This is a genomic window from Curtobacterium sp. NPDC098951 (assembly GCF_044759965.1).
GTDB lineage: Bacteria > Actinomycetota > Actinomycetes > Actinomycetales > Microbacteriaceae > Curtobacterium.
In genome coordinates this window covers 137,792-153,147 of record NZ_JBIWAG010000002.1, presented here as the reverse complement: position 1 = coordinate 153,147, position 15,356 = coordinate 137,792, and the positions used below count along the sequence as shown (strand labels likewise).

At 70.3% G+C, this 15,356-nt stretch carries 14 protein-coding genes and 2 tRNA genes; 11 read left to right on the top strand and 5 right to left on the bottom strand.

Annotation, left to right across the window (positions count from 1 at the left end; translation table 11 throughout):
• Nucleotides 1–29 precede the first annotated feature (29 nt).
• Nucleotides 30–353, bottom strand: a complete 324-nt coding sequence (locus ACIQUC_RS05425; protein WP_402264150.1) for a hypothetical protein — start codon at nt 351–353, stop codon at nt 30–32.
• 101 nt (nt 354–454) lie between these two features.
• Entirely contained in the window at nt 455–1,486 is a 1,032-nt protein-coding gene (locus tag ACIQUC_RS05420) for a LacI family DNA-binding transcriptional regulator (protein WP_402264147.1), read from the bottom strand.
• Between the two features lie 111 nt (nt 1,487–1,597).
• Between ACIQUC_RS05420 and ACIQUC_RS05415 the strand changes: the two genes are divergently transcribed.
• From ACIQUC_RS05415 to ACIQUC_RS05385, 7 genes are all read left to right on the top strand, one after another.
• Nucleotides 1,598–2,893: a sugar ABC transporter substrate-binding protein gene (locus ACIQUC_RS05415; RefSeq protein ID WP_042723887.1), complete on the top strand. Its 1,296-nt coding sequence runs from the start codon at nt 1,598–1,600 to the stop codon at nt 2,891–2,893.
• The gene (locus ACIQUC_RS05410) at nt 2,893–3,771 is read left to right on the top strand and encodes a carbohydrate ABC transporter permease (RefSeq protein WP_022907480.1); all 879 of its coding nucleotides are present in this window, start codon (nt 2,893–2,895) and stop codon (nt 3,769–3,771) included. The genes ACIQUC_RS05415 and ACIQUC_RS05410 overlap by 1 nt, the downstream gene beginning before the upstream one ends.
• Nucleotides 3,768–4,763, top strand: a complete 996-nt coding sequence (locus tag ACIQUC_RS05405; protein WP_022907481.1) for a carbohydrate ABC transporter permease — start codon at nt 3,768–3,770, stop codon at nt 4,761–4,763. The genes ACIQUC_RS05410 and ACIQUC_RS05405 overlap by 4 nt, the downstream gene beginning before the upstream one ends.
• Nucleotides 4,763–6,151: a glycosyl hydrolase gene (locus ACIQUC_RS05400; RefSeq protein WP_402264142.1), complete on the top strand. Its 1,389-nt coding sequence runs from the start codon at nt 4,763–4,765 to the stop codon at nt 6,149–6,151. The genes ACIQUC_RS05405 and ACIQUC_RS05400 overlap by 1 nt, the downstream gene beginning before the upstream one ends.
• Nucleotides 6,152–6,250: 99 nt before the next feature.
• Nucleotides 6,251–9,355 carry an alpha-mannosidase gene (locus ACIQUC_RS05395; RefSeq protein WP_402264139.1) on the top strand — a complete coding sequence of 1,035 codons (3,105 nt, stop codon included), beginning with the start codon at nt 6,251–6,253 and terminating at the stop codon, nt 9,353–9,355.
• Nucleotides 9,356–9,439: 84 nt separating this feature from the next.
• Nucleotides 9,440–10,399, top strand: a complete 960-nt coding sequence (locus ACIQUC_RS05390) for an endo-beta-N-acetylglucosaminidase H (RefSeq protein WP_402264136.1) — start codon at nt 9,440–9,442, stop codon at nt 10,397–10,399.
• A 379-nt stretch (nt 10,400–10,778) separates the two neighbouring features.
• Nucleotides 10,779–11,069, top strand: coding sequence for a DUF1905 domain-containing protein (locus ACIQUC_RS05385; protein WP_402264133.1), 291 nt, complete (start codon nt 10,779–10,781; stop codon nt 11,067–11,069).
• 46 nt (nt 11,070–11,115) lie between these two features.
• Here the strand turns inward: ACIQUC_RS05385 and ACIQUC_RS05380 are convergent, their stop codons facing one another.
• From ACIQUC_RS05380 to ACIQUC_RS05370, 3 genes are all read right to left on the bottom strand, one after another.
• Nucleotides 11,116–11,352, bottom strand: coding sequence for a hypothetical protein (locus ACIQUC_RS05380; protein WP_022907485.1), 237 nt, complete (start codon nt 11,350–11,352; stop codon nt 11,116–11,118).
• Nucleotides 11,349–11,942, bottom strand: coding sequence for an ArsR/SmtB family transcription factor (locus ACIQUC_RS05375; protein ID WP_402264130.1), 594 nt, complete (start codon nt 11,940–11,942; stop codon nt 11,349–11,351). The genes ACIQUC_RS05380 and ACIQUC_RS05375 overlap by 4 nt, the downstream gene beginning before the upstream one ends.
• Nucleotides 11,943–12,579: 637 nt before the next feature.
• A tRNA-Gly gene (locus ACIQUC_RS05370) sits at nt 12,580–12,653 on the bottom strand.
• Nucleotides 12,654–12,707: 54 nt separating this feature from the next.
• Between ACIQUC_RS05370 and ACIQUC_RS05365 the strand changes: the two genes are divergently transcribed.
• From ACIQUC_RS05365 to ACIQUC_RS05350, 4 genes are all read left to right on the top strand, one after another.
• Complete coding sequence (locus ACIQUC_RS05365; RefSeq protein WP_402264127.1) at nt 12,708–13,046, top strand: hypothetical protein; 339 nt, start codon at nt 12,708–12,710, stop codon at nt 13,044–13,046.
• Between the two features lie 57 nt (nt 13,047–13,103).
• A tRNA-Pro gene (locus ACIQUC_RS05360) sits at nt 13,104–13,180 on the top strand.
• A 51-nt stretch (nt 13,181–13,231) separates the two neighbouring features.
• A complete protein-coding gene (gene tig, locus ACIQUC_RS05355) occupies nt 13,232–14,539 on the top strand; it encodes a trigger factor (protein WP_402264125.1) in 1,308 nt (435 codons plus the stop codon).
• A 168-nt stretch (nt 14,540–14,707) separates the two neighbouring features.
• Nucleotides 14,708–15,337, top strand: coding sequence for an ATP-dependent Clp protease proteolytic subunit (locus ACIQUC_RS05350; protein WP_070416573.1), 630 nt, complete (start codon nt 14,708–14,710; stop codon nt 15,335–15,337).
• Nucleotides 15,338–15,356 lie beyond the last annotated feature (19 nt).

Here is a 15,356-nt window from a genome sequence, read left to right as displayed (position 1 = left end):
GTAAACGATCCTCGCCATGTCGGGGGAAGTCAATGCGGTGCGTTCTCCGGACTGCTGCGGCGCGTGTCCGCCCGCAGGGTGCGGTGCTTCACGGCGGACCGCCACACCCACGCCTCCGCCTGCTGCCCGAACTGCGCCCACTCGACGAGCACGGCGTCACGGGTCCAGCTCTTCGCGAAGGCCTTCACCCGGACGTGGAACGTCGGGAACTGGATCCACGCCCACACCGGCACCGGGGTGACGGCGTGGCAGACGTCCGGGCCGCGGGCGTCGTCGGACAGGGAGTAGGCGCGCGGACGCTCGACCTCCGGGTGTTCCGGGGGCTGCCACCGGTTCTCGCGACGCCGTCCCACGACAGTATTCGAACGTGTGTTCGAACGGACGTCAAGTCGACCGCGTGGTCCGTGCGCGCCGACGACCCGGGATCGGCGTGTCGACGGACCCGCGGCACGTGTCAGGCGTGCGCGCGACCGGTGGACTCGCGCACGCTGAGCGTCAGGGAGGGCCCCGGTCGCGACGGCAGCGGGGTCCCCGCGTCGATCTGCTCGCGGAGGAGCGTCGCCGCCCGCTGCCCGAGCTCGACCGTGTCGCGCGTGAGCGAGGTGATCGACGGCCGCACGAGCCGCACCATCGCCGAGTCGTCGAACGACACGATCGACACGTCGGCCGGCACGCGGACGCCCATCTCGCTCGCCACGCCCAGTCCGGCGACCGCGAGCACGTCGTTGTCGTACACGATCGCGGTGGGCCGGACGCTCCGCGAGAGCAGGGTCCGGGTCGCACGCGCCCCCGCGTCGGCGGAGTAGTCGGTGGGGATCGACTCGGCGCCGTCCAGCCCCTCGGCCGCGGTGAACGCCCGGACGCGGTCGATCCGCATCGCCGTGTGCTCGAACTCGGGTCGTCCGGCGACGTGCGCGATCCGCCGGTGCCCGAGCGCGTGCAGGTACCGCAGCACGGTGTCGGTCGCGTCCGAGTCGTCGATCCAGACGGTCGGCGCCGCGGGCTCCGACGAGGGGTGCGACCCGACGACCACGGTGGGCATCCCGAGCTCGGCGAGCAGCGCGAGCCGGTCGTCGTCCCGCCGCGGGTCGATCACGATCACGCCGTCGACCCGGTGCCCGCGCCACCAGTCGCGGTAGGTCTGCAGCTCCTCGGCCGCGTCCCGCGCGACGAGCAGGTTCATCCCGACGTGGCTGCCGGCGAGCCCGAGCTGGATCCCGGAGATGAGGTCGCCGAAGAACGACTCGGTGCCGAGCGTGCGGGCCGGCCGGTTGAGCACGAAGCCGATCGAGCCGGCCTTCGCCCCGCCGAGTGCCCGCGCCGCGGTGTGCGGCTGCCAGTCGAGTTCGCGCGCGACGGCACGCACCCGTCTGCGGGTCTCGTCGGACACCCCGGGTCGGTCGTTGAGCGCGAACGAGACCGCGCTGATGGACACGCCGGCCCGGGCGGCGATGTCGGCGATCGTCGTGCGACGGTTCTTGGCCACGGGCTTGACTATAACGCTTTAGTTCGCAAACATCACTGCCACCGAACGGTTCGCCACATCCAACTGAACCGGTTCAGCAGCATCCGCAGCACGACAAAGGAGTCACGAGCGATGAAGAAGACCACACGCAGGACCACGGGACGCGCCGTGGCGCTGCTCGCCGGAGCGGCCGTCACGGCGCTTGCGCTGACCGCCTGCTCGAGCGGCAGCGGCGCCGACAGCGGCAGCGGCAGCGGGAAGATCGACGGGTCGATCACCCTGCAGACCTGGGCACTGACGCCCACGTACACCGACTACCTCAACGGCGTGATCAAGGACTTCGAGAAGCAGTACCCGGACGCCAAGGTCAAGCTCGTCGACCAGCCCGGCGACGGCTACGCCGACAAGGTCCTCAGCCAGGCCTCGTCGAACTCCCTGCCGGACGTCATCAACCTGCCGCCGGACATCGCCCTGCCCCTCGCCAAGCGCGGGTTCCTGCAGGACGTGGCGAAGGACGACTCGAAGCTCTCGAGCACCTACGTGAAGGGCGCGCTCGCCGCCTACAACTACAAGGGCGTCGACGGCACCTTCGGCTACCCCTGGTACCTCAACACGGACGTCGACTACTGGAACAAGTCGATGTTCGAGCAGTGCGGCCTCGACCCGGCGAACCCGCCGAAGACGACCGACGAGCTGTTCGCGCAGGCCGAGACCATGCACCAGAAGTGCCCGGACGACTACCTGATGAGCCGCAAGCCCGGCCTGTCCGACTTCTCCCTCGCCGGCGTCAAGATCATCAACGACCAGGGCACGAAGTTCACCTTCGCGAACTCGTCGAAGGCAGCCGACCTCATCGCGAAGTACGCCAAGGCCTACAAGGAGGGCCTCATGCCCTCGTCGGTGCTCAACACCGACTACCTCGGCAACTCCACGCTGTTCACGCAGGGCAAGGTCGCCTGGACCACCGGTGGCGCCACGGCGATCAGCGACTTCGAGAAGAACAACCCGTCGCTCAAGGGCAACATCGTGGTCTCCCCGGCCCTCGACAACCCGCCGCTGTACGTCCAGGGCCTCAGCGTCAGCGCCAAGAGCAAGCACGTCGCCACGGCCGAGGCGCTCGCCGCGTTCATGACGAACGCGAAGAACCAGGAGGCCTTCGCCCACCTGGTGAACATCTTCCCGTCGACCACCTCGTCGCAGTCCGACCCGTACTTCTCGAAGGACGACGGCACGGTCGAGGCCAAGGCCCGCGTGCTCGCCAACGACGCCCTGAAGACGGCGAAGAACCTCAACCCGGTCGAGGCGAACTCCGCGATGACCGACTTCCTCGACCAGCAGATCGCGCTGGCGATGAAGGGCGGCACGACGCCCGAGCAGGCGCTGCAGACCGCGCAGACCAAGATGAACAGCCTGCTGGCGAACAGCTGATGCGCGCCAACCGCTGGTTCACGCCCTGGCTGCTCGTCCTGCCGGCGCTCGTCTGGTTGCTCGCGTTCAGCCTCTGGCCGTCGATCAACACCGTCCGGCTGTCGTTCACGAACGCCAGCCCGCTCGGGGGCGTGAGCCAGTGGGTGGGCCTCAAGAACTTCGAGACGCTCCTCGCCGACCCGCAGGTCTGGGAGGCGCTCCTCAACAGCGTCATCTACATGGCGGTGTGCCTGCCGCTCCTGACGGTCCTGCCGCTCCTCATGGCGGTGCTCGTCGAACGGAAGCTCCCCGGCATCGCGTTCTTCCGGACCGCGTACTACACGCCGGTGATCGCCAGCGCGGTCGTCGTCGGGCTCATCTGGAACTGGATCCTCGACGACCGCGGGGTCATCAACGAGATGGCGCAGCACCTCGGGATCGTGCAGCAGTCGATCCCGTTCCTGACCGACCGGTGGCTGCTCGTCTTCAGCGCGATCAGCCTGACGGTCTGGAAGGGCCTCGGCTACTACATGATCATCTTCCTCGCGGCCCTCGGGAACGTCGGGAAGGACCTGCACGAAGCGGCCGCGCTCGACGGCGCCGGGTCCGTCCGGCGGTTCTGGTCGGTGACCATGCCGGGTGTCCGGGGGACCATGACCCTCGTCGGCATCCTCGTGTGCGTGAGCGCGCTCCGGGTGTTCAGCGAGCTCTACATCCTCACCAACGGCACGGGTGGCCCCGGCGGGCAGGACAACTCGCTCGTCATGCTCATCCAGCAGTACGCCCGCGGCTTCACCGGCAACCTCGGCTACGCGTCCGCCCTGAGCCTCCTGCTCTTCGTCGTGACGCTCATCCCGATGCTCGCCCTCGCCCGGATGAACAGCAAGGCGGAGAAGTGACCAACACGACCTCGACCACCGAACCCGTCCTCGGGGGCGCCGCCGGCGCGGCCGCACCCGCGCCGGACGTGACCGGCGCGACCGGCCGGACTCGCGCCTCCCGGCCGAACGGACGCAACGAACGCGACGGACGCACCGGACGCAAGCGGCGCCGCGCCGCGTGGGGCGTCATGTCCACCCGCGAGAAGGTCCTCCGCTACGTCCTGCTCGTCGTGGTGCTCTTCATCACGATCGGGCCGTTCCTCTGGCAGCTGTCGACCTCGCTCAAGGGCACGGGGGAGGACATCTACACGGCGAACCCGTCGTTCATCCCCACGCAGCCGACCTTCGGCAACTACCTGCGGGTCGGCGAGGCGATCCCCGTCTTCGGGTACATCGGCAACTCGCTCGTCGTCGCGGCGATCGACGTGCTCGGCAACATCGTGTTCGCCACCCTCGCGGGGTTCGCGCTCGCGCGCCTGCAGTGGCGTTTCCGCAAGGCCGTGCTCGGGCTCTTCCTCGCGACCCTCGTGCTGCCCGGCGAGGCGACGATCATCTCCCAGTTCGTCACCGTGAAGGACCTCGGGCTCGCCGACTCCCTCGTCGGCGTCGCGCTCCCGGGCATGATCGCCGCGCTCAACGTCCTGCTGATGTTCAACGCGTTCCGGCAGATCCCCGAGGAGATCGACCAGGCCGCGGTGATGGACGGTGCGAACGCCCTGCAGCGGCTCCGGTACATCTCGCTGCCCGCCGTGCAGGGGACCATCGCCGTCATCGCGATCTTCTCGTTCATCGGGGCGTGGGACGACTTCCTCTGGCCGCTCATCGTGCTGCAGTCGCCGGACAAGCTGACCCTGACGGTCGGGCTGCAGTACCTGCAGGGCACCTTCGCGACCGACCAGCGCATGATCGCCGCCGGCACGATGATCGCGTTCATCCCGATCGCGGTGATCTTCTCGATCCTGCAGCGCTTCTTCTTCAAGGGCGTCGAAGAGGGCGGGGTGAAGGGCTGATGCGCTTCGGCGTCAACCACACCCCCTCGGTCGGCTGGTTCCACTCGTGGCTCGACTTCTCGCCGTCGGACACGGCCAGGGACATGGAGCAGATCGCGTCGCTCGGCGCGGACCACGTGCGGATCTTCCCGCTCTGGCCCGTCGTCCAGCCGAACCGGACGCTCATCCGGCGCCAGGCACTCGCGGACGTCGCGACCGTGGTCGACATCGCGGGATCGTTCGGCCTCGACGTCAACGTCGACGCGCTGCAGGGGCACCTGTCGAGCTTCGACTTCGTGCCCGCGTGGCTCGAGAGCTGGCACCGCCGCAACATGTTCACCGACCCCGCGGTCGTCACGTCGACGGCCACCTACGTCGAGGCGCTCGCCGCGGCCGTCGCCGACAAGCCGAACCTGCTCGGCATCACCATCGGCAACGAGGTGAACCAGTTCGCACACGCGCCGCACCCGACGCCGCACGACATCACCGCGGAGCAGGGGCACGCCTGGGCGGCGACGATGGTCGCGGCGGCGCGGGCCGGGCTGGCGTCCGGCGTCGACCTGGAGGCGCGGCTCGGCTCGGCGCCGTCGGCACGCCCCGGCACGGGGTCGCGTCCACGGCCGCTGGTCACCGTCGCGCAGTACGACGCGGCCTGGTACGACGACGCCCAGCCGTTCGGCCCCGAACACGCGGCCGACCACGGCGACGCGACCGTCACGCACTCGTGGGTGTTCAACGGCTCGGCGGCGCTGCACGGGGCGCTCGGTGCCGGATCGGTCCGGCACGGGGAGTACCTGGTGCAGCTCGCCGCGGCCTGGAACCACGATGCCGGGCGGCCGAACTGGCTCCAGGAGGTGGGCGCCCCGACGAACGTCGTCGACCCCGCCGACGCCGCGTCGTTCACCGAGCAGACGATCCGGCACGTGCTCGACGCGCAGGACGTCCTCGGCGTCACCTGGTGGTGTTCGCACGACGTCTCCCGGTCCCTCGCGGACTTCCCGGAGCTCGAGTACGACCTCGGCCTGTTCACGAACGACGGTCGGCTGAAGCCCGCCGGCGAGGCGTTCGCCGCCCTCGCCCACGAGCACGGCACCCGCGGCCGGGCCGACACGACCGGTGCCGTGTCCGCACCACCGCCGGCCACCGCGCTCGTGTTCGACGACGTGCTGGCCGACGGCACCGTACGCAGCGGGCTCCGGGCCGACTGCGCGCCGGGCGGCCGGTTCGCCGCGGCCTGGCTCGACCTCGCCTCCGCCGCCGCCGACGGACGCGGGCCCCAGGTGGTCCTGCGCTCGCGACTCCACGACGACGCGCTGCTCGCCGCGCGGGGCATCACCCGGTGCGTCGACGTGCCCGAGGGCGCCGCCACCGCGCTCCTGTCGGTCGCCCACCCCGCGACGATGGCCTGAGCCGACCACCACCCCGCACGACCCGCACGACCTCGCACGACCCGCACCACCGTCCGACCCGCCGGCACCGACGCCGGCCCTCCCACCAGGAAGGCCCCCATGCACGACGACATCCCCCTCACCACCGGCCGAGCGCGACGCGTCCTCGACGAGCGCATCCTGCCGGCGGTGCACGCCACCGCGACGCCGCTCGACACCGCGTGGCACGAGCTGCCGGGCGAGCCGATCCCGTCGGCGTCGGGCCTGGCGCTCGACTACTCGCCGTACGAGGTGGGCACGACCTGGGGCGCCGCGTGGGGGACGACCTGGTTCCGGCTGACCGGGACCGTGCCGGACGAGTGGGCCGGGAAGCGCGTCGAGGCGGTCGTCGACCTCGGCTTCGACAAGAACATGCCGGGGTTCCAGTGCGAGGGCCTCGTCTACCGGGCGGACGGCACCCCCGTGAAGTCGATCAACCCCCGGAACCAGTGGGTGCTCATCACGGAAGCGGCCGTCGGCGGCGAGACCGTCGAGCTCTTCGTCGAGGCGGCGTCCAACCCCGTCCTGCTCGACTACCACCCCTTCCTCCCGACGCAGGAGGGCGACGTCCAGACCTCGTCGTCGGCGCGCCTCTACACGTCGCGCCGGATGGACCTCGCCGTCTTCGAGTCCGAGGTGCACGAACTCGCGCTCGACATCGACGTCCTGCTCGAACTGCAGGCCGAGCTGCCCGAGGGGCCGCGACGCATGCGGATCCTGCAGGCGCTCGACGACGCGCTCGACCGACTCGACCTGCAGCACATCGCCGCCACCGCCGGTGACGCGCGTGCGGCGCTCGCCGAGGTCCTCGCCGCACCGGCCGAGGCGTCGGCACACACGATCTCCGCCGTCGGGCACGCGCACATCGACTCCGCCTGGCTCTGGCCGGTCCGCGAGACGATCCGCAAGGTCGCCCGCACCACCTCGACGATGACCGAGCTCATCGACCAGACCGACGACTTCCTGTACGGCATGTCGAGCGCGCAGCAGTACGCGTGGATCAAGGAGCACCGGCCCGAGGTCTACGCCCGGGTCACGGCCGCCGTCGAGGCCGGGCGCTTCCTGCCGATCGGCGGCATGTGGGTGGAGTCCGACACCGTGATGCCGACCGGCGAGAGCATCGTCCGCCAGTTCTCGCAGGGGCAGCGCTTCTTCGAGCGCGAGTTCGGCATCCGTCCGAAGGGCGTCTGGCTGCCCGACAGCTTCGGGTACTCGCCCGCCCTGCCGCAGCTCATGCGCCGCGCGGGCTTCGAGTGGTTCTTCACGCAGAAGATCTCGTGGAACCAGGTCAACAGGTTCCCGCACCACACGTTCCTCTGGGAGGGCATCGACGGCTCGCGGGTCTTCTCGCACTTCCCGTCGATGGACACCTACAACTCGCGTCTGTCCGGCAGCGAGGTCGCCAAGGCCTCCCGGCAGTTCCGCGAGAACCGTCTGGCGACCGGGTCGATCGCGCCGGTCGGTTGGGGAGACGGCGGCGGCGGCACCACCCGCGAGATGACCGGCACGGCGAAGCGCCTCGCGGACCTCGAGGGCAGCGCCAAGGTCCGCTGGGAGCACCCGGACACGTTCTTCGACCGCGCGAAGGCCGAGCTGCCCGACCCGCCCGTGTGGGTGGGGGAGCTGTACCTCGAGCTGCACCGTGCCACGCTCACCAGCCAGCACCAGACCAAGCAGGGCAACCGCCGGTCGGAGCAGCTCCTCCTCGAGGCCGAGCTCTGGGCGTCGACCGCCGCCGCCCGCACCGACTTCGCGTACCCGTACGACGAACTCGACGCCCTCTGGCAGCAGGTCCTCCTGCAGCAGTTCCACGACATCCTGCCGGGCACCTCGATCGCCTGGGTGCACCGTGAGGCGGTCGCGAAGTACGCCGAGACGGCCCGTGCGCTGACCGCGATCATCGACCGGGCGCTCGCGGCGCTCGCCGGTGTCGGAGCGGCGGCCGTCGTCGTGAACCCCGCCCCGTTCCTCCAGGCCGGTGCACCCGCGCAGGGCGCGGTCCTGGCGACCGACCTGGCGGAGCCGTCCGCGGTGGCACTGACCGAGCAGGACGGCGGGTACGTGCTCGCCAACGACCTCGTCCGGGTCGTCGTCGACCCGCAGGGCCTCGTGACGAGCGCGGTCGACCTGGCGAGCGGGCGCGAGGCGATCGCCCCCGGTCAGGCCGCGAACCTGCTGCAGCTCCACCAGGACTTCCCGAACATGTGGGACGCGTGGGACGTCGACCGCTACTACCGCAACCGGGTCGAGGACCTCGTCACGGTGTCGTCGCTCGACGCCTCGGTCGGGACGGACGGCGTCGCCCGTGTCGTCGTCGAGCGGGCCTTCGGCGACTCGACCGTGCGCCAGGAGATCCTGCTCGCGCCCGGCTCCCGCACCCTCGAGTTCGACCAGACGACCGACTGGCACGAGACCGAGAAGTTCCTCAAGGTGGCGTTCCCGCTCGACGTCCGTGCCGAGCACACCGTCGCCGAGACGCAGTTCGGGGCGCAGAAGCGGGTGACGCACACGAACACCTCGTGGGAGGCCGCGAAGTTCGAGACCTCGATGCACCGCTACGTCCTGGTCGCCGAGCCCGGCTTCGGCGTCGCGCTCGTGAACGACTCGATCCACGGGTTCGACACCACCCGCGACGCGGTCGACGGGCACGTCACCGCCACCGTGCGGCTCTCGCTGCTGCGGGCACCGCGGTTCCCCGACCCCGAGACGGACCAGGGCGTGCAGACCCACCGGTACGGCATCGTCGTCGGGACCGATCAGCTCGGCGCGACCTCGGCGGGTGTGGTCATGAACGCCCCCGTGCGGACGGTCACGGGCGCGCACGGCTTCGCGCCGCTCGTGCGGGTGTCCGGGGGCGTCGTGCTGTCGAGCGTGAAGCTCGCCGACGACCGCTCCGGCGACCTGGTCGTGCGGGTGTACGAGCCGTCGGGGCGCCGGGGGAGCGGCGGCATCGCGGTGGCCGAGGGCGACGGCAACGCCTTCGGGCCCGGCGCCGAGGTCACGCTGCTCGAGGAGCCGCTGTCGGCGGCAGGCGCCGCGGCCTCGGACCCCGTCGCCGCGTCCTCGGACCCCGTCGCCGCGTCCTCGGACCCCGTCGCCGCGTCCTCGGACCCCGTCGACGCGTCCTCGTTCGCCGTCGACGCCTACGAGGTGCGCACCTTCCGGTTCCCGCGCGTGCGCGGCTGAGACCCCGGCGCCGGGACTTCGGGTGTCCCGGCGCCGGCCCCGGTCGGCGACCGCCGGCCGGTTCATCACTCGAAGAGGAGTGCCATGAAGAAGTCCATGCAGTTCGGGATCGTGGCGGCGATCGCCGCGATGGTGGTCGCACCGCTTGTGCCGGCGGCAGCGTCCGCCGCACCGTCGCCCACCGGCCTCGCACACGGCGTCGGGGCATACCACGGGGTCGGCCACGGCGCGCAGCCGCACGCCACCCCGACGAAGTCCGGGCCGACGAGCATCGCCTACGTCGAGGTCAACAACGACCAGCTCGCCAACGTCGGTCGCTACCAGTTGGCGAACGGCGCGAACGCGTTCGACGTCGCGATCATCTTCGCGGCGAACATCAACTGGAACGGCTCGAAGGCCGTCCTGTACAACAACGAGAACGTGCAGGCGACGCTCGACGACGCGGCCACGCAGATCAGGCCGCTGCAGGCGAAGGGCATCAAGGTCTCGCTGTCGATCCTCGGCAACCACCAGGGAGCCGGGATCGCCAACTTCCCGACCCAGGCAGCCGCCGAGGACTTCGCCGCCCAGGTCTCCGCCACCGTGTCGAAGTACGGGCTCGACGGCGTCGACCTCGACGACGAGTACTCCGACTACGGCACGAACGGCACCCCGCAGCCGAACCAGCAGTCGATCGGCTGGCTCATCAGCGCGCTCCGTGCCGACATGCCGGGCAAGCTCATCTCGTTCTACGACATCGGCCCGGCGTCCTCGGCGCTGTCCTCGTCGAGCAGCACCATCGGCTCGAAGCTCGACTACGCCTGGAACCCGTATTACGGCACCTACTCGGCGCCGTCGATCCCGGGGCTCGACAAGTCGCGTCTGTCGGCCGCCGCGGTCGACGTCCAGAACACCCCGCAGTCCACGGCCGTCTCGCTCGCGCAGCGCACCAAGGCCGACGGGTACGGCGTCTTCATGACGTACAACCTGCCGGACGGTGACGTCTCGCCGTACGTGTCGTCGATGACGAAGGTGCTCTACGGGCAGGCCGCCACGTACCACTGACGTCGCGTCCGGTGCGGCGACTCGCGCCCCGCGTCTCCTCGGCTCCGGCCAGGAGGCGCGGGGCGCACCCGTCCCGTCGCGCGCCTCGTTGCCGGAGCAGGTTCCGCGCGCTTCGTTGCCGGAGCAGGTTCCGCGCGCTTCGTTGCCGGAGCGGGTCCCGCGCGCTTCGTTGCCGGAGCAGGTTCCGTGCGCCTGCTGGCCGGAGCAGGTCTCACGCGCCCGCTGGCCGGAGCAGGTCTCACGCGCCCGCTGGCCGGAGCAGGTTTCGTGCGTGCGCGCTGACCGTTCTGGTTCGCGGAACCCGGGGATCATGAACCGGAACGGTCACGAACGCGGCCGACCCCACCCGTCCGCGTGCGGCGCGCCGTACGATCGCGACGTGGAGCTCGAGTTCAGCGGCGAGGTGATCGAGTGGCGCGGCCCGGCGCCCTACTTCTACGCGGTCGTGCCTCCGGACGCCGCCGAGGTCATCCACGAGCTCGCGCCGATGCTCACCTACGGCTGGGGTGTGATCCCGGCGCGCGTGACGATCGGGTCGGTGACCTGGACGACCTCGCTGTTCCCGAAGGACAGCGGGTACCTCGTGCCGTTGCGCGCGGCGGAACGGAAGCGTGCGGGAGTCGAGCTGGGCGACGAACTCGTGCTCACCCTCGAGCTCGGCGGCCCCTGAGCCCGGCGGACGGACGTCGTGTGCGCGGACATCGCGCGCACTCCGGTCACCAGCGCCGTCGGAGTTCCGCCGCGACGAGGTCGGTCGTCGTGCTCGTGATCGCCGGAGCGTGTCCGCCGACCGCGCGGCGATGGGCACGTTCGCGGGCGGTGACCGCTCGGAGTGCGCGGCGCTCGGCGTGCCGGAGGCTCCAGCGCACGAGCGCCAGACCGAGCCGGTTCGTCAGGACCTCGACCGGCGAGATCGGCGGGACCGGGAGCGTACGGGGCTGGTAGGTGGTCACGGTGTCGGCTCCTCGTCGATGATCGGGACGCTGCGGACCTGGGCGAACACGCGTCGGACGCCCTCGGGGAGGTCGGCGACCTGCCCGCGGATGGCTCGGTACCGCTCGATGACGCTCTCGAACTCGCGCCACATCGCGCTGTACTCGTCGGCGGTGAGCGCCACGTAGGTCGACGACCCCGAGACGCCGCGCCAGTCGGCGGGGACGGACTCGGGATCGCGGGTGGTCCAGTCACGGACCAGGTCGTTTTCGGCCTCCATGACCGCCAGGCTCGCGAGCTGCGTCGCGGTCTGGTGTGCGGGGGAGGGCGCCGGACCCTCGTCGGGGTCGCCGATGCTGATGCGTCCGGCGGTGCGCTCCCACCAGCGTTCGCGGGCGTTGCCCCGGTCGGGGAGCTCGTGCACGAACCCGTGCCGTTCGAGCTGCCGGAGGTGGTAGCTCGTCGATCCACTCGACTCGCCCAACTTCGCGCCGAGCGAGGTCGCGGTCGACGGGCCCTGCTGGGAGAGCAGGTCGAGCAGCCGCGCCCGGAGCGGGTGCGCCAACGCCTTGAGTGCGGCGACGTCGAGGATGCGGGTCTCGTCGGTCATGGCATGACCGTACACCGCAAAGACCCGTTTGCAAACACTTCTTCGCAAAGTTTTCTTTGCGGTCCTACGGTCAACCGGTGCTCCGTGCTCGTTGTGCACCGTGCGGACTCCGCCAGTCGGTGCGGGGTTGGCCGCTGAGTGCGGGGCCGCAAGCTCGCACCGAGCGTGCAGCCCGCCGCCCGGTGAGCAAGACAGCACCGTGCGCGCGCCCGCCGCGGAACCCGGCACCGTGCGGACTCCGCCAGTCGGTGCGGGGTTGGCCGCTGGGTGCGGCGCTACAAGCTCGCACCGAGCGAGCAGCCCGGCACCGCTCGCACAAGCCGGCACCGTGCACGCGCCCGACTCGGAACCCGGCACCGTGCGGACTCGTCCAGCCGGTGCAGGGTTGGTCGCTGGGTGCGGCGCCACAAGCTCGCACCGAGCGTGCAGCCCGGCACCGGGCGCGCAAGACAGCCCCGTGCGCGCGCCCGGCGGGCGGGCCGGCACCGTGCGGACTCGTCCGGCCGGTGCGGGGTTGGTCGCTCGGTGCGGCGCTACAAGCTCGCACCGAGCGAGCAGCCCGGCACCGCTTGGGCAAGCCAGCACCGTGCGCGCACGGCAGCCGGGAGGCGCGACTGCGGAGACGCAACCGGAGGAGTGGAGGGGATGACGGGAATCGAACCCGCGTGGCCAGTTTGGAAGACTGGGGCTCTACCATTGAGCTACATCCCCGCGCCCGCGCACCAGGCGCAGCCCGACCATCGTAGCGGACGAACGAGCACCGACATGCCACCACGCACCGTGCCGTCCCGGGTCGTGCTCCCGCCGAGCGATCGGGATGCCCGGCGGATCAAGCGGTCACGGGTCCTCTCGTACGTGCTGGTCGTCCTCGCGGCGACGGCGTTCTCGCTGCGCCCGGAGCTGTTCGGGGACCCGCAGACCCAGCCCGCGCACGCGCTCCTGCACGGCTGGCGCATCGTCGTCGGCATCGTGCTCGCGGTCGCCGCGCTCGGCGTCCAGGTCGTGGTCGGCGTCCGGTGGCGGGCGGGCCTGCGCCGGCGCGCGCACGACGACTCCGGAGACGACTCCGAGCCTTCCGGGAACCGCGCACCCGGGGACCGCTAGACTCATCGGCGTCGCATGCGCCTGCCGGCGTGAGCGGACACCCCTGGCCCAGTCGAACGGGGCGTAGCTCAGCTTGGTAGAGCGCCCGCTTTGGGAGCGGGAGGTCGCAGGTTCAAATCCTGTCGCCCCGACCAGGTCCACCAGAACACCGACCACACGAACGTCAACCAACAGGAGTACTCCCCTTGGCCACCAGCACCGTCGACAAGGTGAGCGACACCCGCGTCAAGCTCACCGTGAACGTGACGCCGGAAGATCTCAAGCCGAGCATCGACCACGCGTACAAGCACATCGCCGAGCAGATCAACATCCCCGGCTTCCGCAAGGGCAAGGTCCCGCCGGCGATCGTCGACCAGCGTGTCGGCCGCGGCGAGGTCCTGAACCACGCCGTCGGTGACGCCATCGACAACTTCTACCGCCAGGCGGTGGAGGAGCAGGAGCTGCGCATCCTCGGTCGCGCCGAGGCCGACGTCGCCGAGCTCCCGAACGTGAAGGACTTCACGGGCGACCTCGTCCTCACCTTCGAGGTGGACGTGCGTCCCGAGTTCGACCTGCCGGAGTACGACAAGTACGAGCTGACCGTCGACGCTGTCGAGGTCTCCGACGACGAGATCGAAGAGGAGCTGCAGAACCTGCGCACCCGCTTCGGCACCCTCGTGACCGTCGACCGCCCGGCCACGACCGGCGACTTCGCCCAGATCGACCTCACCGCCACGATCGGTGACGACGAGGTCGACTCGGCCACCGGCGTCTCCTACGAGATCGGCTCGGGCGACCTGCTCGAGGGCATCGACGAGGCGCTCGAGTCCCTGACCGCCGGCGAGTCCACCACCTTCGAGTCCAAGCTCGTCGGTGGCGACCGCGAGGGCGAGACCGCCCAGATCGCCGTGACCGTCACCGCCGTCAAGGAGCGCGAGCTCCCCGAGGCCGACGACGAGTTCGCCCAGATCGCCAGCCAGTTCGACACGATCGACGAGCTCAAGGCGGACCTCAAGGAGCAGATCGCGAAGTCCAAGACCTTCGGTCAGGGCGCCGCGGCTCGCGACAAGCTCGTCGAGAAGCTCATCGAGGACGTCGACATCCCGATCTCGGAGCAGCTCATCGAGGACGAGGTGCACCGTCACCTCGAGCAGGAGAACCGCCTCGAGGACGACGAGCACCGCAAGGAGGTCTCCGAGTCCAGCGAGAAGGCCTTCCGCTCGCAGATCCTCCTCGACTCGATCGCCGAGAAGGAGGAGATCCAGGTCTCCCAGGAGGAACTCACGCAGTACCTCATCCAGGCCGCCGCGCAGTACGGCATGGAGCCGGGCGAGTTCATCAAGGTCATCGACCAGAACGGGCAGATCCCGGGCATGGTCGGCGAGGTCGCGCGCTCGAAGGCCGTCGCGACCGTCCTCTCGAAGGTGACCGTCAAGGACACCAACGGTGACGACGTCGACCTCTCCGCCTTCACGGCGGGGGTCGCGCAGACGCCTGCGGAGGACGCCGAGTAACGATCTCGACGCCACCGGAACGACGGACGGGAGGCGCGGTGCCAGCTGGCACCGCGCCTCCCGTCCCGTATTTCGGCACCACCGCATTGCCGACAGCGAACAGACGAGAAGTGGTGCGTTGCACCCGATAAGTTCGACAACAAGCGACAACTGAACGGGAGCTTTTCCATGGCCGAAGCGACACTGAACCCCAGTGTTTTTGACCGCCTTCTGAGAGACCGGATCGTGTGGCTCGGCTCCGAGGTCCGCGACGACAACTCGAACGAGATCGCAGCCAAGCTGCTGATGCTCGCCGCCGAGGACCCTGAGAAGGACATCTACCTCTACATCAACTCGCCCGGTGGTTCGATCACCGCCGGCATGGCGATCTACGACACGATGCAGTTCGTGCCGAACGACATAGTCACGGTGGGCATCGGCCTGGCCGCCTCGATGGGGCAGTTCCTGCTCTCGTCGGGCACCCCGGGCAAGCGCTACATCACCCCGAACGCGCGCGTGCTCCTGCACCAGCCGTCGGGTGGGTTCGGTGGCACCGCCGCCGACATCCAGACGCAGGCGAAGGTCATCCTCGACATGAAGCAGCGGATGGCCGAGCTCACGGCGGAGCAGACCGGCAAGTCGATCGAGCAGATCCTCAAGGACAACGACCGCGACAACTGGTTCACGGCGCAGGAAGCCCTCGAGTACGGCTTCGTCGACCACCTCCGTGCATCGTCGACCGAGGTCATCGGCGGCGGTGGCACCGTCGGCGACGGCGAGACCCCGACCGACGCGGCCGAGCCCGACGCCCAGTCCTGATCCCACCCACCGAAGAAAA